The organism is Methylotenera sp., assembly GCF_013141425.1.
GTDB lineage: Bacteria > Pseudomonadota > Gammaproteobacteria > Burkholderiales > Methylophilaceae > Methylotenera.
In genome coordinates this window covers 14,563-34,102 of sequence record NZ_JABFRA010000078.1, presented here as the reverse complement: position 1 = coordinate 34,102, position 19,540 = coordinate 14,563, and the positions used below count along the sequence as shown (strand labels likewise).

Below are 19,540 nucleotides of genomic sequence, written 5' to 3'. Positions count from 1 at the left end.
ATACCCTGGATAAAAAATTCAAAGACAATATGCGTTCAATATATCCTCCATTAAAGTTGCTCAACCGTGACACCAGTATTTTGGCGTTCAATGAGCGTGTGTTGAGTCTCGCACAAAATCCTGATTATCCGCTGCTTGAGCGCTTACGTTTTCTTTGTATTGTTTCTTCAAATCTAGATGAGTTTTTTGAGGTGCGTGCCGCTCCACATGTGGATGCTATGCGCGACGATGTGCAAAAAAGTGCAATTAATGTGCAAACTTACCAAGCGATTTCAGAAGCTGCGCACCTTTTGGTGAATAAGCAATATCAGATTTTTAACACCGAGTTAATGCCTGCGCTTGCAAATCATGGCGTACATTTAGTTTCGCATGGTGATCGTACTCCAGAACAGCGGCGATGGGTTGCAAACTATTTTGAAACTGAAGTACGGCCTTTGCTTGTGCCTGTCGCACTAGACCCTTCCCACCCGTTTCCATTAGTGGCCAATAAATCGCTTAATTTTATTGTATTACTGGGTGGCAATGATGCCTTTGGCCGAGCTAACAATATTGCGATTGTGAAAGTGCCTAGAGTGCTGCCACGCTTGATTAAATTGCCTAAAAATTTGAGTGGAAAGCAGCAGAAATTTATCTCGCTATCGAGTGTAATTCGGGCTCATCTATCCAGTTTATTTGCCGGTCGAGAGGTGCTGAATTTTTCGCAATTCAGAGTAACACGGCATTCCGAATTGTCAGTCGATGAAGAGGATGTTAAAAACTTACGAACGGCCTTGCGTAAGGGCTTGGTGCAACGCAATTTTGGAGATGCAGTTCGATTGGAAATTTCACATGGTTGTGATGAAAAATTAGCAAAATTTTTATTGCAACAGTTTGACTTGCCAAAACAATCTTTATATCGAGTCAATGGTCTTGTGAATTTAGCTAGATTGATGCAATTGGCTGATTTGGCAGAAGGTGAAGACCTTAAGTTTAAACCATTTGAGCCTAAGATTAGCCAACAGATATTGCCGAATCAATCTTTTTTTACGCAGTTAAAACAACAAGATATATTAATCCATCAGCCGTATGAGAGCTTTGAGTCGGTCATCGATTTCTTACGTGAAGCGGTTTACGACCCCGATGTGCTGTCTATTCAGCAGACCATTTACCGTACGGGCTCAGACCCACGCATGCTCAAGCTACTACAAGAAGCGGTAAGGCGTGGTAAAGAAGTAATGGCCGTGGTAGAACTAAAAGCCAGATTTGATGAAGAGGCTAATATTAACTGGGCAGAAGATCTTGAATCTGTTGGCGCACAAGTGGTTTACGGAATTGTTGGTTTAAAAACACACGCTAAAATGTTGTTGGTTATGCGACGAGAAGGTGGGCAACTGAAGCATTATGGACATGTTTCTACGGGCAATTACAATCCTCGAACCGCACGCTTGTATACCGATGTTAGTATGCTCACTTCAGATGAACAAATCACACGTGACATGGAATGCCTATTCCGACATATCGCCAGCCAGATTAAGTTGCCACGCATGCAGAAGTTGCTGGTTGCACCCTTTAATTTACATCGGCAGATGCTTGCTAAAATTAGAAGTGCTGAGCTTGCGGCAAAGGCTGGTAATCCCGCATGTATCATTTTAAAGATGAATGCGCTTACTGACGAGGCGCTGGTTAAGGCTCTAGTGAAGGCTGGAAGGGCGGGAGTGGGGGTTGATTTAATTGTTCGTGGCGCTTGCATACTGCCTATTGATGCACCGGGCTTAGATGGACGAATCCGAGTACGATCGATTGTCGGTCGATTGCTAGAACACTCACGTGTTTTTTATTTTAAAATTGGCCAAACTGAAAATATGTGGTTATCGAGTGCAGATTGGATGAATCGAAATATGATGCGGCGGGTTGAGATTGCATGGCCGATTCAAGATGAAACGAATCGCGCACGTATCTTGCAAGAGTGCTGTCAAATGTATTTGGATGATAATCACGACGCTTGGCTATTAAACCAAGATGGAACATATTTATTAAGTACGCGTAATACAGCAAAGCCAAAAACTAACACAGTTTCTCATGAACAAACTTTAAGCGCACAACTGCAATTGCTCAAAAAATACGCCAACTAGTTAACAGAGGCAATATGGCTAATTTAATCTTATGGCGGCACGCTGAGGCTGAAGACAGCAGTTCCAGCGGCCTAGACGTAGATAGGGCGCTCACCAAGCGAGGACAAAAAGATGCAAAAAAGATGGCGAACTGGTTGCATCAACATTTGCCTTCGAACGTGGAAATTTTATGTAGTCCAGCTAAGCGCTGCGTTCAGACTGCAACTGCTTTATACAATCTCAATCCCCTTGAAATTAAAGTTGCTGATTTTTTAAGTGCAGAAAGCACGCTAGCGCGCATTACTAAAGAAATTATCAATGATGATAGTAGTAAAACACTGCTGATTATTGGCCATCAGCCAAACCTTGGTTTAATAATAACTAAGCTACTAGGCATGCATGAGTCGGCTTGCGCTGTAAAAAAAGGCGCAATTTGGTGGTTGCGCCAGCGTGAAGTCAATGGGGTATTGCAAACGTATTTATTCACAGTGCAACACCCAGAGTATTAAACAGTTTATTTGGTGTTTATTTCTTTTTAGGTCGGCCAGTTTTGATTGCAGGCACTTTGCTCAATGCTACTTTAAGTGCGGCATCTGTCATTGCGGTTAGTTGCATTATGCCTGCGCGCAATAGTTCACTTTTTTTAGCGGGTTGACCTAGTTTTGCTAAGCGTTCCTTAAGTACATAAAATTGAGCATATTCAACTTTAGGCATCGTAAAACTGTCACGCTCCATTTTTAATTTTGGAGTTTTTTCTTTCGTGGGTTTGGCAACCTTGGCTTTTCTTATTGCTGTAATAGGTTTGGCGGCAACTGGCTTTGCGGCTACAGGTTTTGTAACAATAGGTTTAGAAACAACAGGTTTAGCTACCACAACTTTTTTTTCTGGGGTTTTCGCAGCATCCGTTTTTTCAACAGGGCCCTTTAAGGCTGCAGCTTGTAGTTGATTGATTTTTGACATTTAAATCTCCAAATTAAACGATATAAACAGTTTATACCGTTAAACCCACTTTGAATATGAATTTTTTATGACAAAATTCAATGGCTTAATAATTCAAAACGGTAATTAATCTTCTGCCAAGCGAGTGTTTCTTCTTCTAGTAAATAATAGGATTGCGGATATTTTTCTGGCCAAGTTTTTGGTACTGATAATTGTATAAAATTATTTGCGAAATTAAGCTGAAAACCTCTTAAATTAGGCGTTTGCCTCGCATGGCACAAGATAACGGCAAGACGCAAACAGACAAGTTGCATGATAAAAACGCGATTGGAAAAATCAGCCTCTAATCGTTTTAATTTCGTTCGTTGGCCTAATATTAACAAACTCAAACAATGTAATTCGCTTTGCGAAAAACCAGCAGGTTCAGCATGCTCCAATATATACGCGCCATGTAAATGCGCGTCGATTGGCGAGACGATGCAGCCAATTTCATGCAGGAGTCCTGCCCAATACAGTTTGCGTGCATGTAACTGATACTCGCCTGATGCAAATTGTATGGGCTCACTGATTTTTTCAAATAATTTTTCCGCAACATCGGCTACATTCTTAGCTTGTGCCTCATCCACATCAAACCTACGTGCAAGCCTCTTTACAGAAGCGTTTCTTAAATCCACTATTTCGTTTTCGTGCGCTAGCATGTCATACAATAAGCCATGTCTCAGCGCACCTTGTGCGACTTTTAAGGTTTCAATGTTTAAAAAATCAAATATAGCGATTAATATCGATAAACCGCCTGCAATAACGGGTTTTCGATCTTCTCGCAGACCTAGCAAGCGAAGTTTTTCCACATGACGTGCGCGCAATAGTTCATCACGTAGCCAATGCAAACCTTCCTTCGTAACAGTGTTGATGGGTCGGCCATATTGCACTAAAGCATCAGCAACTGCGCTTACTGTGCCAGAGGCGCCATAGGCAACATCCCATTGCTTAATGCTAAAGTTCGCGCCTAATGTTTCAAAGATGGACTCAGCCGCTATCTCGGCTCGCGTAAATGCTTTTTCGGTATATTCACCACTGGCAAAGTGTTTAAGTGACCAAGCGACCGAGCCTACATGCAAGGAGGCGGTATGCTGCGAAGTAAAACCTTGGCCAAGGATAAACTCGGTAGATCGCCCGCCAATGTCTATGACCAATCGTCTTTCATTGGATTGTGGTAAGAATCGACTCACGCCCTGATAAATTAATCGCGCTTCTTCAACGCCTGAAATCACTTCGATATCAAATCCCAAGGCTTTTTTAGCAAGCTTGATAAATACCTCGCGATTATTTGCCTCGCGTAAGGTTTGGGTAGCTACTGCGCGCACATGTGATGGGGCAAAGCCTTGCAGACGCTCGCCAAATCTGGCTAGGCAACGTATACCGCGCTCGATTGATTCTGGTGTCAGGTTGCGATTTTCATCTAATCCACCCCCTTGCCTAACAGCCTCTTTTAAATATTCGATGCGCTGAATGTGGCCGCTATCCAAACGGCCAATTTCTAATCGAAAGCTATTCGAGCCTAAGTCAATGGCCGCTAGCAGAGCGTTGTCCGCAGGTAAATGAGCTGTAGTATTTTGAGCGTTATTCATACACTTTTTGTGATTGATCAATTGAAGGTGTGAAAACAATATTATTGTTTATTATGCAATTATAGTGTGAAAGTAGAGTGTGAAATTTTAATGACAAATTAAATTTACCGTCTTGAAAATAATCCCCTTAGCCCCATTATGAATTTAATGTTTTTTTATTCACTCATTTAGGAGCTAAATCTATGTCCTCCGAGACTTTACAAAAAGAGACTCACCCAAAACAATCGATGGCTTTTCAAGCGGAGGTTAAGCAATTACTTCAACTGATGATTCACTCTTTGTATAGCAACAAAGAGATTGTACTGCGTGAGTTGATTTCTAATGCCTCTGATGCCGCAGACAAATTACGTTTTGAAGCCATTAGCAATGGCGCGCTTTATGAAGGCGACAGTGAGCTTAAAATTTACGTTGCCTTTGATAAAGACGCTCGCACGCTAACAATAAGTGATAACGGAATTGGTATGAACCGTGATGAGGTAATTGCCAATATTGGCACCATCGCAAAGTCAGGCACTAAAGAGTTCTTTAACGCGCTATCGGGTGATCAAGCAAAAGATGCGAATCTAATTGGACAATTTGGTGTAGGTTTTTACTCAGCTTTTATCATTGCTGACAAAGTAACATTAACAACACGCCGCGCTGGTGCTAACGAAGCGGTGTGTTGGGAATCTGCAGGTGAGGGTGATTTCACATTAGAAGATGTGGAAAAAGCAACACGCGGTACTGAAGTGGTATTGCATTTGCGAGAAGGCGAAGACGAGTTTCTCAGTGATTGGAAACTGAAAACTATCATTCGCAAATATTCAGACCATATTACTTTGCCTATCGTGATGAAAAAATCCGAGTGGAAAGATGGTGCTGAAGTAGCAACTGATGAAGATGAAACGGTGAATAAAGCGTCTGCATTATGGGCGCGAAGCAAAAATGATATTACCGAAGAGGAATATCAAGAGTTTTACAAACACGTTTCTCACGACTTTGAGAATCCGCTGGCCTATACGCATAGCCGTGTAGAAGGTAAGCAAGAATATATTTCACTGTTGTATATTCCAAGCAAAGCACCGTTTGATTTGTATGACCGTGACCGCCGTCACGGCATTAAATTGTATGTAAAACGCGTATTTATTATGGAGGATGCGGAGAAGTTGATGCCACAATATCTGCGTTTTGTACGTGGTGTGATTGATACTTCAGACTTGCCTTTAAACGTTTCGCGCGAGATTTTGCAATCTAGCCGTGATGTGGACGCGATTAAAGCAGGTTCTGTGAAAAAAGTGTTGAGCCTGTTGGAGGATATGGCAGAAAACAAACCTGAAGATTACACCAAGTTCTATGCGGAATTTGGCCGTGTGCTGAAAGAAGGCCCGGGCGAAGATTTTGCTAATAAAGACAAAATCGCCAGCTTGTTGCGCTTTGCTTCAACCAAGGCCGATAAAGACGTGCAAGACGTTTCACTCAAAGATTACATCGCGCGCATGCAGCCTGAGCAAGATGCAATTTATTACATTACCGCCGAAAGTTTTGCAGCCGCACAACACAGCCCGCATTTGGAGATTTTCCGCAAAAAAGGACTTGAAGTGCTGTTGTTATCTGACCGTGTAGACGAATGGTTATTGGGCAGCTTGACTGAGTTTGAAGGCAAAAAATTACAGTCAATCGCCAAAGGTGATTTGGATCTAGGCAAACTTGAATCTGATACTGAAAAGGAGTTTCAAAAGAAAATTGAAGAAGATGCAAAATCATTGGTTGAAAAAATCAAGAAAACTTTGGGTGAACAAGTGAAAGATGTGCGTGTGACGCATCGCTTAACCGATTCACCTGCATGCTTAGTCAGCGATGAGCATGACTTATCAGGTAACTTAGCGCGCATGTTAAAGGCGGCAGGGCAAAAGGCACCTGAATCTAAGCCAATTTTAGAGATTAACCCATCGCATAAATTAGTGAAACGTCTTGAGGGTGAATCTACAGATGCAGTCTTTAGTGATCTAGCTTTCGTACTGTTTGATCAGGCTTTGTTAGCTGAAGGTGGTACTTTGGATGACCCAGCAAGCTTTGTGAAGCGCATGAATAGCTTAATTAGCTAAGTTTTTATTAAGATTGAGTAAGAAATCAACCCGCCAAAGTCCAAGCTTGGCGGGTTTTTTATCAATACTATAGAAATGGTTTTTACATTTCAGACATTTATAGGTGGTACATTTTTTGCTAGAATACAGCTTGTGATTAATCAATAATTTCAAGCACCGAAAAGGCTCTAATGACTACTCCAGCGAAAACACCGGCTAAAGCAAGTACCAAAACTAAAGCGGCAACTAAAACTACGGCAAAAGTTGAAGTAAGTGCTACGGCAAAACCTAAGAGAACAAGTAAAGCAAAAGCGAGCGTAATGCCTAAGCTATCGCCGGTGGATCAGGCTTTGCAGAACCATTTGATTTTCTCTAGCTTTAAAACCAATGACGCGGCAACGCCAAGAGACTGGTACGACGCAGCGAGTTACACCGTTCGTGACCATGTGGTTGAGCGATGGGTTAAAACAGCTGAATCTTATTATCGTGATGATCCAAAACGCGTTTACTATTTATCACTTGAGTTCTTAATCGGGCGCATGTTGAGCAATGCTGCACTAAACTTGGGCATTAATGATGAGTTAAAAAGTGGTTTAGCTTCGTTAGGCCGTGATTTAGAAAATACTGTAGAAATGGAAACTGACGCGGCGCTAGGTAACGGTGGTTTAGGTCGTCTAGCGGCTTGTTTCTTAGATTCCATGGCAACCATGGATATCCCAGCCACTGGTTACGGTATTCGCTATGAATACGGCATGTTTAAGCAAACTATTGAAAATGGTCAACAGGTAGAAAACCCAGATAATTGGCTACGCTATGGCAATATTTGGGAGTTCCAACGCCCAGAAGCGACTTACAGCATCAAGTTTTATGGACACGTAGTGAAATATGAAACGGAGAAAGGCGAAACGCAACATTGGGTGGATGCTGAGCACGTAGTGGCGATGGCCTATGATGTGCCAGTGCCAGGTTATGGCGAAACTGTAAACAGTTTGCGTCTATGGTCAGCTAAGGCGGCGCGTGAGTTTGATTTAAGCCATTTCAATGACGGCAATTATGAGAAATCTGTACAAGAACGTAACGACACAGAAAATATCTCAAAAGTGCTTTACCCAAATGATGCGTCAGTATTGGGTAAAGAGCTTCGTTTAAAACAACAATATTTCTTTGTTTCCGCCTCTATTCAAGATATTCTACGCCGCTTTTTAAGCACGCATGATGTTAAAAAGCAGGCGGATTGGAAGATTCTGCCAGACAAAATCGCCATTCAGCTTAATGATACGCACCCATCGATTGGTGTGGCGGAGATGTTGTATCAATTGGTTGATGTACATGGATTAGACTGGGATTTTGCTTGGGGATTAGTAGTTAAGATTTTTGCTTACACTAACCACACCCTCATGCCAGAAGCACTGGAAACTTGGACAGTCGATTTATTTGGTCGCCTACTGCCGCGCCATTTAGAAATTATTTATAAAATAAACCACGAGTTCTTGCACATGGTCAATCACCACTTCCCAGGTGATCCTGAGCTGTTAAAACGTGTTTCCATCATTGACGAATCTAATGGTCGCCGTGTGCGCATGGCGCATTTGGCGGTGGTAGGCAGTCACACGGTAAACGGAGTGGCAGCATTGCATAGCCAGTTGCTAAAGCAGCATTTATTTGCCGATTTCGACCGCATTTACCCGGGTAAAATGACTAACGTCACCAACGGTATTACACCGCGTCGTTGGCTGAATCAAGCTAACCCTGGTTTGACTTCGCTGATTGAAAAAGTCATTGGTGGCGACTTCAAAAAAGATTTAACGCAAATCAAAAAAATTGCCCCATTGGCCAATGATAAAGACTTTAGAAAAGCCTTTGCCGCAGTAAAACAAGTGAATAAAGCCAGATTGGCCGCCAAAATCGAGCAAAAAACGGGCATTAAGTTAAATGTAAATAGCTTGTTTGATGTGCAAATTAAACGCATTCATGAATACAAACGTCAACTATTGAATGTATTGCACGTCATCACTTTGTACAACCGCATTCGGAATGGTGAGAAAAATATCACGCCACGTACCATTATTTTTGGCGGTAAAGCCGCACCAGGGTACTGGATGGCAAAGCAAATCATCCGTTTAATCAACGATGTTGCCGCCATTATCAATGAAGATGTAGCGGTGGGTGACCAATTGAAAGTGGTTTACTACCCAAACTATGAAGTTTCAGCGGCTGAAATCTTATTCCCAGGCAGTGATTTGTCTGAACAAATTTCAACCGCAGGTACCGAGGCAAGCGGCACAGGTAATATGAAAATGTCACTCAATGGTGCTTTAACCATTGGTACCCTAGATGGTGCCAACGTTGAGATAATGGAAGAAGTAGGCGAAGAGAATATCTTTATCTTCGGTTTGACCACACCACAAGTAGCTGAGGTGAAAGCTAACGGCTACAACCCGCATGATTACTACCATAGCAACCCTGAACTCAAACAAGTGTTGGATATGATTGCAAGCGGCTTCTTCTCAATAGATGAGCCAAATCGCTACCAACCAATTATTGATAACTTGCTGAAAAATGGCGATCAATACTTGTTGCTGGCCGATTACGCCAGCTACATTGAAACGCAAGATCGCGTTGGCAAGCTCTACCAAAATCAAGAGGAATGGACGCGATTGGCCATTCTGAACGTGGCAAATATGGCGAAGTTCTCGAGTGACCGCGCAATTGGCGATTATGCGAAAAATATTTGGCATGTAAAAAGCTAAATTTAGCATTTAAACGTCTTAACAAGCACTGCCCTGCGAGCCAATATCCATGCGGTTCCCAGGGCAGTATCATTTGGCGTGTGGGTAATGAACTTTTTTCATCTATTCCACGGACAAGACCTTCGCAATTTACTTGCCGATTCATCGGCTTAGTAAATTGGGGATGCCACTTGCTGGTATAAGGTCTTTGTTGAATATTAGGTAGAGTCAATTAATCTAGTTAAAAGTACCTAAACGTAAATTATGATTGTCCCGCATGCAAAAGTCATCGTTTAAGGTTATGCTTACGTTGCACATCATTCATGGGAGACAAAAATGCGACAACTATTAGCTATCTTAGGTTTTGTTTTGTTTGCAACGCACGCCAACGCACTAAGCGTGAGTGATTTAACTAATAAAGAAGCTAGCGGCGGCTTAAAAGAAGCACTTACGCAAGGTGTAGGTAAAGCGATTAGTGCGTTGGGTGCCACCGATGGTTTCTTGGGTAATAAAGAAGTCAAAATTCCACTGCCAAGCTCACTTAAAAAAGTTGAAAAAGTCATGAAAATGATGGGCATGGGCAAGCAATCCGATGAACTGATACTTAAGATGAATCGCGCAGCTGAGGCCGCAGTGCCGGAAGCGAAAACTTTGCTAGTGGACTCCATCAAAAAAATGACAGTTGAAGACGCAAAAGCTATTCTAACGGGCCCACAAGATGCCGCTACGCAATATTTCAAAAAAACCACATCAACACAAATGGCGCAGAAATTCTTACCCATTGTGACCAAAGCCACCGAAAAAGTGCAACTAGCGGAAACCTATAATAAATACGCTGAAATGGGCAGCAAGTATGGCGTGGTGAAAAAAGAAGATGCGAAAATTGAGCAATATGTGACCAATAAAGCGCTAGAAGGCGTTTATTTGATGATTGCCAAAGAAGAAGCCGCCATTCGCCAAGACCCTGTGGGGCAGGCAAGTAGCTTGTTGAAGAAGGTGTTTGGGGCGCTGTAATAAATAGGGAGCTGATTCTCGCTAGCTCATGTACTATTGAATAGCGGTTCCCTAAAATCGTAGCCTAAATACAATAATGGAGTTTAAGGTATGTAACACTTTACATGGATTTTCTGGATGTTGGTGGTGCAGGACCTACTGTTGCGGCTATTCTTCAGCCAGTATATCCCACCATATGAAAACTATTTATTTTTGATTAATTTATCCTTTTTCGCCCCTAGGCGAGTTATTTTATTTTGCTTGTCCGAAAAAATAACCAAACAAAAAGACCCCCATCGCTTGTTTCATACATTTCTCTTAATGATGGGCGGCAATCCTTAACCGTAAAGGTCATCCCCATCATCACGAATTGCTAAAGCAATTATTCTGATGTGAAAACTCGCTTACGCTCAGACAGCCGCCTGCCGAAAACTTCCATCATTAAGTGAAATTTAGGCGCGATAGTAGGGAAGTTTGAAATCAAAACCCTATGAAACTTACCGCTTTTGTTTGCTATAGAAAAGTCTATTTTTAGTATCACTAGTCAGCAATTTGAGGCTTAATTTCCGCCAATCTGTTAGAATTCAGCATTCGCAATTTGTATTTATTTAGCTGAATTTTAATGACTCAATCTAAAGCCCACACTCAAATGGCATGCCTACGTGGTAGCGCCGCTTTATCTTCATTCCGTATCGAGAAAATTCAATCTCAACTTAAGCTCAATGTTGCGAATATTACGCATATTTATGCTGAATTTAGGCATTTTGTTTGGACTGATGTTGCGCTGGATGATGCACAACAAAATACTTTAAAACAAATTCTTACCTATGGTCCAAGCTTGCAAGCAGAAAATCCAAAGGGTGAATTGATTTTAGTGATTCCTCGTATCGGCACGATTTCGCCTTGGGCATCACGTGCGACTGATATTGTTAAACACTGTGGCTTAAAGTCTGTGCAACGCGTAGAGCGCGGCATTGCTTATTTTGTACAAACCAAAAATGGTGAAAAATTAAAGCAAGAAGAGCGCAAAAAATTGTTGCCATTGATTCATGACCGGATGACGGAAACGGTGATTGCCAGCATTGAAGATGCGGCTAAGCTGTACCACACCGACACGCCAAAACCATTAAGCACAGTCGATATTTTGCTGGGTGGCAAGCAAGCGCTGGTAAAAGCCAATAACGATATGGGTTTGGCTTTGTCGCCGGATGAAGTGGATTATTTGTTTGATAATTTCAGCAAAATTCAACGCAACCCAACCGATGTTGAGCTGATGATGTTCGCACAAGCGAACTCTGAACATTGCCGCCATAAGATATTCAATGCGGATTGGGTAATTGATGGTGCTCAGCAAGAATTCTCCTTGTTCGGCATGATTCGTAACACGCATAAGCTCAACCCAGGAAACACAGTGGTAGCTTATTCTGATAACTCTTCTATTGTTGAAGGTCAATTGTCTGGAGAAAAAACCAAACGTTTTTACCCACGTGAAAATGGTGCATACGGCTTTATTGAAGAAGAAATGCATTACCTAATGAAGGTGGAAACGCATAACCACCCAACGGCGATTTCTCCATTTGCTGGTGCGGCAACGGGTGCAGGTGGTGAGATTCGAGATGAAGGTGCAACAGGTAGTGGCTCTAAACCTAAAGCAGGTTTAACTGGCTTTTCAGTATCAAATTTAAACATTCCAAACTTTGAGCAGCCTTGGGAAGCGAATGATTACGGTCGCCCTGGCCGTATTGCCTCACCATTTCAAATTATGATTGATGGCCCACTCGGTGGCGCGGCCTATAACAATGAGTTTGGTCGCCCCAATATTGCAGGCTACTTCCGTACATTTGAGTTGGAATCAAACAACGAAATGCGTGGTTATCACAAGCCAATTATGTTGGCGGGTGGCTTAGGTAATATTTCCGCAAAACACTCTAAAAAGAATCCAATTCCTGCTGGCGCAGCATTAGTGCAGCTCGGCGGCCCTGCGATGTTGATTGGTCTTGGTGGTAGTGCGGCTTCAAGTATGGATACTGGTAGCAATGTCGAAAATCTAGATTTCGATTCTGTACAACGCGGTAACCCAGAGCTAGAGCGCAGAGCGCAAGAGGTGATTGACCGTTGCTGGCAACTAGGTGATGCCAACCCAATTTTGAGTATCCATGACGTTGGTGCGGGTGGTATTTCAAATGCTTTTCCAGAGTTAGTCAATGATGCTTGCGTGGGTGCAACTTTCCAATTGCGTGATGTGAATAACGAAGAGCCTGGCATGTCGCCACGTGAGTTGTGGAGCAACGAAGCGCAAGAGCGTTATGTGATGGCAATTGCACAAGATGATTTGCCACGCTTTAAAGCGATTTGTGAGCGTGAGCGCTGTCCATTCGCGGTTGTGGGTATTGCCACGGAACAGCGACATTTAACCGTGGCGGATAGTCATTTTGGTAATAAGCCAGTAGACATGGAGATGTCTGTATTGCTCGGTAAGCCGCCGAAAATGACACGTGACGTAAAAAGCACGACCAAACAATTAATAGCTTTTGATACCAGCAAAATTGATTTAAAAGAGGCAGCTTCTCGTGTGTTGAGATTGCCAGGTGTGGCTGATAAGACCTTCTTGATTACGATTGGTGACCGTTCAGTCACTGGTTTAGTGGCCCGTGAGCAAATGGTTGGCCCATGGCAAGTGCCAGTGGCTGACGTTGCTGTGACGCTGGCTGGGTATGAAACTTATGTAGGTGAGGCTTTTGCTATTGGTGAAAAAGCGCCCTTAGCCTTAATTAGTGCACCTGCATCAGGTCGCATGGCGATTGGTGAGTCGATTACCAATATTGCTGCTTGTTTAATTGATGATTTAAGCGTATTAAAACTCTCAGCCAACTGGATGGCGCCAGCTGGCCATGCAGGTGAAGATGCGGCTTTATTTGAAACGGTTAAAGCTGTAGGTCTAGAGTTGTGTCCGCAACTAGGAGTCAGCATTCCAGTGGGTAAAGATTCAATGTCCATGAAAACCGTTTGGAACGAAGACGGTGTCAATAAGGCAGTGACATCGCCAATTTCATTGGTAGTTACCGCTTTTGCAACCACGCCAGATGCGCGTAAAACGCTAACGCCACAATTGCAAACTGAAGCACCTTCTAAATTAATTTTGATTGACTTGGGCGGTGGTAAAAACCGCATGGGCGGATCAAGTTTGGCACAGGTTTATGGTGCGGTAGGTGATGTTGCGCCAGATGTAGATGACGCAGCGCAGTTGAAACATTTCTTTAATACTATTCAGCAATTGAATAAAGCCGGCAAAATTTCAGCCTATCATGACCGTTCAGATGGTGGCTTGTTTACTACTTTAGTTGAAATGGCATTCGCTGGCCATTGCGGTTTGAATGTGGATATTTCTAGCTTGCAAGGCGATGCGGCAAGTGCACTCTATAACGAAGAGCTAGGTGCAGTGATTCAAGTGGCAGCAGCTGATGCAGATGCTGTCGTTAAACAGTTTAACGGCTTGGCATTCGTAGTAGGTAAAGTTGTTGCTGGGAATCAAATTGAAATTAAACAGCACGATAAAGTACTGTTTAGTGACACACGCGTGAACCTGCATCGCATGTGGTCAGAAACCACGTATCAAATGCAGAAGTTGCGAGATAACCCAGTTTGTGCACAACAAGAATATGACCGTATTTTAGATGAGAGCAATCGTGGTTTATTTGCAGAGCTAACTTCTGAACCCAACGATAACATTGCTGCACCTTACCTTAATATTGGCGCTCGTCCAAAAATGGCGATACTGCGTGAGCAAGGCGTAAATGGCCATGTGGAAATGGCAGTATCGTTTGACCGTGCTGGATTTGATACCTTTGATGTACATATGAGCGATATTATTGCTGGCCGAGTGTCATTAAAAGACTTTGCTGGCTTTGTTGCATGCGGAGGTTTCTCGTACGGAGACGTATTAGGAGCGGGTGAAGGTTGGGCTAAATCAATTTTATTTAACTCACGTGCAAGAGATGAGTTCTCAGCCTTCTTTAACCGTGCTGATAGCTTTGCTTTAGGCGTGTGTAACGGTTGCCAAATGATGAGTAACCTGCAAACAATCATCCCTGGTGCGGCACATTGGCCACATTTTGTGAAAAATAAATCTGAACAATTTGAAGCTAGATTGGCGATGGTAGAGGTTTTAGAGTCACCGTCCTTGTTCTTTAGTGGCATGGAGGGAAGCAAAATGCCAATAGCTGTTGCGCATGGTGAAGGATTCACGGAATTTTCTCAACAATCGATGGTCAATGACGTGTTAGCTAAAAAATTGGTGACGATGCGGTTTATCGACAACGCGTCAACGCCAACAACTAGCTACCCGTCTAATCCTAATGGTTCACCACAAGGTATTACTGGATTAACAACCACAGATGGACGTTTTAGTATTATGATGCCACATCCTGAAAGGGTAATTCGTAATGTTCAAAATACATGGCAACGCTGTGGCGATGCTGAAGATAGTGCTTGGATGAGAATGTTTAGAAATGCAAGACGCAATATAGCTTAAGTTTTACAATGGTTAATTCAATTAAAAATAACTTTGGAGATAGGTAACATGAAATTTATTCGTACACTTTTTACAGCATTAGTTGCTTCAATGGTCTTAGGTTTTTCGTTCAATGCGATGGCGCTTACCGATGATGAATCATTAGAATATGTTGATGCTATTACCAGTGGAAATTTAAAAATAGTCAAAAAATATGTTGAAGCTGATCCTAAAAATGTGGACGAGAAATCATTTGCCTGGTCACCCATTCAAATGGCGGCGAATAAAAATCAATTGGAAGTCGTTAAATATTTAGTTGCTAAAGGTGGCGATATTAATTATGTTCATCCGTTATCACATAACTCGGCATTTCATTTGGCGGCATTTAATGGATTTGATGATATGGTGAAACTGCTGGCTAGCAGTGGTGCAAATGTGAACGAAAAGCTAAAAGCGGATGTTTCAATTATTCGTGCACTAAAGGATTCTGGTAATACACATATGGTGGAATTGTTGAGTAGTCTTGGTGTTAAAAATGATGGTTGCCAAGAAGAGAGATGTTTCTAATTTATTTTTTATGTGACGGAAGTCACGTAATTTAAGCAAAAAGTATTTAGAATGATGTTTTAATTTTCATTTAAAACATCATGAAACAATTTCAAGTAATTTGTTTTTTAGTATTGTCACTGATAACCTCAGTATGCTTACCTGTTCAAGGTTTTGCAACTGAGGTTTCTACTTTTTCAGACGAGCAAAATACGCACATACGTTCACTTGCCGCTTCATGTGCCGCCTGTCATGGCACCTTTGGCAATTCTGTTGTAAATAATCAAAACATTGCCTCAAGAAGTACAGAATCTAAAGGTGCAAATGCCGTACTTGCAGGCATGGCAGTAACAGAACTAACCGAGAAACTGCTAGGTTTTAGGGATGGCAGCCGCAAAGCAACGGTAATGCACCGGCATGCAAAGGGATTGACGATTGATGAAATTAACCAACTCGCAGCACATTTTTCAAAACAACAACGCATCGACAAATCGCCAATCAAATCCGAGATACTAAAGGCTGATCATGAATAATCATTTTAATCATCAGAATACGCATTTAAGCGGGTTTAATCGACGTGATTTCATTAAAGCAACTGGAGCAATAGGGGCACTATTATTAAGCCACAATGGCTTTGCAAAGGCGACGAAACCGCCGCTTGGCCGTGTGGTTGTGATTGGCGGTGGCTACGCAGGCGCTACTGCGGCCAAGTATTTGCGTTTGTGGAGTTTAGGTGCGATTGAAGTGGTGGTGGTGGAACCGAATACACAATTTGTTTCTTGCCCATTAAGCAACTTAGTGCTGGGTGGCAGCAAAAGTATCAACGATTTAACATTTGGTTACGATGCTCTTAAAACCAATCATGGCATTAAGTGGGTGCATGATAAAGTTACCACCATCGATGCAGAAGCAAAAAAAATCACGCTCTCCCGAGGAGAGTTAAGTTACGACAGACTTATTGTCGCACCAGGTATTGATTTTGATTTTGCCAGCCTGCCTATGCTTGCGAGTGCTGAAGCGCAAAATCAGATTCCACATGCTTGGAAAGCAGGTTGGCAAACGGTGAACTTGCGTAAGCAACTTGAAGCAATGCCAGATGGCGGAGTGTTTGTGATGAACGTACCCAAAGCCCCCTATCGCTGCCCACCCGGGCCGTATGAGCGCGTTTGTCAGGTGGCAAGTTACCTCAAAACAAACAAGCCAAAAAGTAAGATAGTGGTGCTGGATGCCAATGCTGAAATCATTTCTAAAAAAGGCTTGTTTAGTAAAGCTTGGGCAGAGTTATATCCAGGTATTATCGATTATCGCCCTGATCATGCGATTTCGAACGTCGAAGTTGCGAGTAAAACAGTTTCGACCGAGTTTGATCAATTTAAAGCAGATGTGTTGAATGTCATTCCGCCGCAACGTGCGGGTAAAATCGCCCAAATAGCCGATTTGACTGAAAAGGACTATCCTTGGTGCGAGGTGAACTTTTTAACCTATGAATCTAAACGTGTGCAAAATGTTCATGTCATTGGAGACAGTGTTGCCGCTGGCTTGCCAAAATCTGCCCACATGGCGACAAATCAAGCCAAGATTTGTGCTAATGCCATTGTGCAACTTCTGGCAGGGCAAGTGCCAGATCCAGCGCCTGTATTTGCAAACACTTGCTATAGCTATGTGAGTGATAAATCAGCCATGCATGTGGCCAATGTGTACCGATACGATGAAGCAAAAAAAATCATGGTATCCGCTGAAGGCGGAGGTGTATCTTTGTCACCCTCAGAGAAAGAAGGCGAATATGCTGTCGCGTGGTCGCAAAATATTTGGGCAGACACGCTGACATAAATACCTAAGTTTCTAAAATGAATACTAAGTTTAGGCCTAAAAGATGAAAATAATGCATCAGAAAATGCCACAATTTATACGCTTCAGTATTTTCACTTCGCTTATATCGCTTGTGTTAATTGGCATGCAAACTGCCAATTCTAAACCTGATTTACCAAGCATTAAGCTGCCTGCCGGCTTTAAAATTAGCATTTTTGCCGACAATAAAACCAAGCAGGGTGCATTTTTAGCCGGCGCCCGCTTTATAGCGTTTGATGCAACTGGCAATCTTTATGTGACCTCTGCAAAAGGTAACCGCTTGCTTAAGCTACCTGATGCTAATAAAGACGGCATTGCGGATGAAGTAGTGCTTGTATCAGATAAATTGAACGCACCTCAAGGCTTAGCCATTGTTGCGGATACGCTTTTTGTTGCCAATCAAGATGGGATCGTTAAGTTAACAATGCCCGTTTACGGTAAGCCAGCAAAAATTGCACCCTTTATCGGCGGCTTAGCCTCAGGCGGGCATACACTCAAAAATATCAAATTGAGTCCCGATGGCTATTTTTTTATCAATGTTGGCTCAAGCTGTAATGTCTGTATCGAAAATGATTCTACACGCGCTACGCTTTTGCGCTATACCCTTGAAGGCCAGCCGGCAGGTTCACTATTGACAATCGGTCGGCATCCGCAATCCGCCGTATGGGCACGTGGACTGCGGAATTCGCAGGGATTTGCATGGCATCCCCAAACAGGTGCGATGTATGCTACCAACAATGGCGCGGATATGCGCTCAAGCACTAAAAATGGTGCAGTGAATGATGAACTGCCGCCTGAACATATTAATATAATTGAGGCAGGTCAGCATTATGGTTGGCCGCATTGTTGGGCTGATTCAAATAATATAAAACAAAATGTGGAAGATCCAAACTTTCCAGCCGAAGCGGGTTTTTGCAGTACAACGCAAGCACCAGCGATTACCCTGACCTCACATTCAACGCCTATTGGTATTAGCTTTTTAGATAAAACCAACTGGCCTGTAGAATATAAGCAAGATGCGATTGTGGCATTGCATGGCTCATGGAATCGCAAACAACCATCTGGTTATAAATTAGTGCGTATCAAGTTTAAAAATAATCAGCCCGTGAGTAGTGAAGATTTTGCAACAGGCTGGTTGGCTGGCAGCGAGGCTTGGGGTCGTCCTGTCGATGTGGCTGTGGGGGAGGATCAAGCACTGTACGTATCAGATGATAAATCGGGTGTCATATATCGTATTGCTTATTCAGTGTAAACTGCCAATATTCAACTTCACTTCAGAAAGCAAATCATGCAAAAAAAAATATTCATAGCCACGTACCTATTGGCATTGTTAGGAGTGGCTTGTACTCATCAAGTTAAATCGAATGCTGTTCTGGCACAAAAAATTACAGGTCTGAAAACACCGGAGTCTGCAGTGCAGGCGAAAGATGGCAAGATTTATGTGTCTGAAATCAATGAATTTGGTAAAGATGGTGATGGTAGAATTACCGTGATAGAACATGGTAAGGCGCGTGTTTTTGCAACGGGTTTAGATGATCCAAAAGGTTTGGCTATTATCGGTCAAACTTTATACGTGGCAGATAAAACTAAGATTTTGAAAATTGATACGAATGGCAAAGTGCAAAATTTTGTTGCTGCCAGCGCGTTTCCAAGCATTCCTTTGTTTTTAAACGATTTGGAAGCGGATCCACAAGGCAATTTATACGTAAGTGACAGTGGTGATTTATTTGGCGCAGGCAAAGGCGGTGCTGTATACAAGATCAACGCGCAAGGTGAAGTAAAATTACTGATTAATGACCAGCAGGATGCCCGCATTAAAGCGCCCAATGGTTTGTTGGCGGATAACACAGGCGAAGCGCTTATTATTTTAGATTTTACCTCTGGCATACTTTATAGTTTGAATACTAAAACACAGGTTTTAACTGACCTGAATGAAGGTTTTGGTGGGGGTGACGGCGTGGTACATCACTCCAATGGCAGCATGTATGTGAGCGATTGGAAGAATGGTAAGGTGTTTACAGTAAACACCAAAGGAGAGGTTAATTTATTAAAAGGTGGATATCAATCCGCAGCAGATATCGCAATAACTAAAGATGAAAAATTCTTGTTAGTGCCTGATATGAAGGCCGGCGAATTAGATTTTATTCCGCTGTAGTTGACTTCTATAGTAGCACTCCGAGAATTGCACAAAAAA

General features: G+C 42.6%; 13 protein-coding genes. 11 read left to right on the top strand and 2 right to left on the bottom strand.

Features of this window, described 5'->3' with window-relative positions:
• Positions 1 to 29: 29 nt before the first annotated feature.
• Complete coding sequence (gene ppk1 / locus HOO90_RS07145; RefSeq protein WP_292841448.1) at positions 30 to 2,111, top strand: polyphosphate kinase 1; 2,082 nt, start codon at positions 30 to 32, stop codon at positions 2,109 to 2,111.
• 14 nt (positions 2,112 to 2,125) lie between these two features.
• A complete protein-coding gene (locus HOO90_RS07140) occupies positions 2,126 to 2,599 on the top strand; it encodes a histidine phosphatase family protein (RefSeq protein WP_292841436.1) in 474 nt (157 codons plus the stop codon).
• 16 nt (positions 2,600 to 2,615) lie between these two features.
• On the opposite strand, the gene HOO90_RS07135 is transcribed toward HOO90_RS07140, so the two are convergent.
• Positions 2,616 to 3,050 carry a hypothetical protein gene (locus HOO90_RS07135; RefSeq protein WP_292841433.1) on the bottom strand — a complete coding sequence of 145 codons (435 nt, stop codon included), beginning with the start codon at positions 3,048 to 3,050 and terminating at the stop codon, positions 2,616 to 2,618.
• Between the two features lie 77 nt (positions 3,051 to 3,127).
• Positions 3,128 to 4,657, bottom strand: coding sequence for a Ppx/GppA phosphatase family protein (locus HOO90_RS07130; RefSeq protein ID WP_292841431.1), 1,530 nt, complete (start codon positions 4,655 to 4,657; stop codon positions 3,128 to 3,130).
• A gap of 182 nt (positions 4,658 to 4,839) precedes the next feature.
• Here HOO90_RS07130 and htpG point away from each other — a divergent pair, with 182 nt between their 5' ends.
• The 9 genes from htpG to HOO90_RS07085 all read left to right on the top strand — a co-directional run bounded on the left by htpG (position 4,840) and on the right by HOO90_RS07085 (position 19,501).
• A complete protein-coding gene (gene htpG, locus HOO90_RS07125) occupies positions 4,840 to 6,741 on the top strand; it encodes a molecular chaperone HtpG (RefSeq protein WP_292841429.1) in 1,902 nt (633 codons plus the stop codon).
• A 299-nt stretch (positions 6,742 to 7,040) separates the two neighbouring features.
• Complete coding sequence (locus HOO90_RS07120) at positions 7,041 to 9,470, top strand: glycogen/starch/alpha-glucan phosphorylase (RefSeq protein WP_292841445.1); 2,430 nt, start codon at positions 7,041 to 7,043, stop codon at positions 9,468 to 9,470.
• 315 nt (positions 9,471 to 9,785) lie between these two features.
• Entirely contained in the window at positions 9,786 to 10,463 is a 678-nt protein-coding gene (locus HOO90_RS07115) for a DUF4197 domain-containing protein (protein WP_292841427.1), read from the top strand.
• A gap of 601 nt (positions 10,464 to 11,064) precedes the next feature.
• Positions 11,065 to 14,973 carry a phosphoribosylformylglycinamidine synthase gene (gene purL / locus HOO90_RS07110; protein ID WP_292841425.1) on the top strand — a complete coding sequence of 1,303 codons (3,909 nt, stop codon included), beginning with the start codon at positions 11,065 to 11,067 and terminating at the stop codon, positions 14,971 to 14,973.
• 48 nt (positions 14,974 to 15,021) lie between these two features.
• Positions 15,022 to 15,519, top strand: coding sequence for an ankyrin repeat domain-containing protein (locus HOO90_RS07105; RefSeq protein ID WP_292841422.1), 498 nt, complete (start codon positions 15,022 to 15,024; stop codon positions 15,517 to 15,519).
• 80 nt (positions 15,520 to 15,599) lie between these two features.
• Positions 15,600 to 16,031: a c-type cytochrome gene (locus HOO90_RS07100; protein WP_292841419.1), complete on the top strand. Its 432-nt coding sequence runs from the start codon at positions 15,600 to 15,602 to the stop codon at positions 16,029 to 16,031.
• A complete protein-coding gene (locus tag HOO90_RS07095) occupies positions 16,024 to 17,328 on the top strand; it encodes an NAD(P)/FAD-dependent oxidoreductase (protein ID WP_292841416.1) in 1,305 nt (434 codons plus the stop codon). Before HOO90_RS07100 ends, HOO90_RS07095 begins: the two co-directional genes overlap by 8 nt.
• Before the next feature lie 43 nt (positions 17,329 to 17,371).
• Entirely contained in the window at positions 17,372 to 18,598 is a 1,227-nt protein-coding gene (locus tag HOO90_RS07090) for a PQQ-dependent sugar dehydrogenase (protein WP_366928751.1), read from the top strand.
• Between the two features lie 36 nt (positions 18,599 to 18,634).
• Entirely contained in the window at positions 18,635 to 19,501 is an 867-nt protein-coding gene (locus tag HOO90_RS07085; protein ID WP_292841413.1) for an SMP-30/gluconolactonase/LRE family protein, read from the top strand.
• Positions 19,502 to 19,540 lie beyond the last annotated feature (39 nt).

Bases quoted from the DNA above. Each gene is read 5' to 3' on its own strand.
- HOO90_RS07105 (WP_292841422.1), top strand. From the start codon at position 15,022: ATGAAATTTATTCGTACACTTTTTACAGCATTAGTTGCTTCAATGGTC.
- HOO90_RS07100 (WP_292841419.1), top strand. From the start codon at position 15,600: ATGAAACAATTTCAAGTAATTTGTTTTTTAGTATTGTCACTGATAACC.
- HOO90_RS07130 (WP_292841431.1), bottom strand. From the start codon at position 4,657: ATGAATAACGCTCAAAATACTACAGCTCATTTACCTGCGGACAACGCT.
- HOO90_RS07095 (WP_292841416.1), top strand. From the start codon at position 16,024: ATGAATAATCATTTTAATCATCAGAATACGCATTTAAGCGGGTTTAAT.
- HOO90_RS07115 (WP_292841427.1), top strand. From the start codon at position 9,786: ATGCGACAACTATTAGCTATCTTAGGTTTTGTTTTGTTTGCAACGCAC.
- purL (WP_292841425.1), top strand. From the start codon at position 11,065: ATGACTCAATCTAAAGCCCACACTCAAATGGCATGCCTACGTGGTAGC.
- HOO90_RS07120 (WP_292841445.1), top strand. From the start codon at position 7,041: ATGCCTAAGCTATCGCCGGTGGATCAGGCTTTGCAGAACCATTTGATT.
- htpG (WP_292841429.1), top strand. From the start codon at position 4,840: ATGTCCTCCGAGACTTTACAAAAAGAGACTCACCCAAAACAATCGATG.
- HOO90_RS07085 (WP_292841413.1), top strand. From the start codon at position 18,635: ATGCAAAAAAAAATATTCATAGCCACGTACCTATTGGCATTGTTAGGA.
- ppk1 (WP_292841448.1), top strand. From the start codon at position 30: ATGCGTTCAATATATCCTCCATTAAAGTTGCTCAACCGTGACACCAGT.
- HOO90_RS07090 (WP_366928751.1), top strand. From the start codon at position 17,372: ATGAAAATAATGCATCAGAAAATGCCACAATTTATACGCTTCAGTATT.
- HOO90_RS07135 (WP_292841433.1), bottom strand. From the start codon at position 3,050: ATGTCAAAAATCAATCAACTACAAGCTGCAGCCTTAAAGGGCCCTGTT.
- HOO90_RS07140 (WP_292841436.1), top strand. From the start codon at position 2,126: ATGGCTAATTTAATCTTATGGCGGCACGCTGAGGCTGAAGACAGCAGT.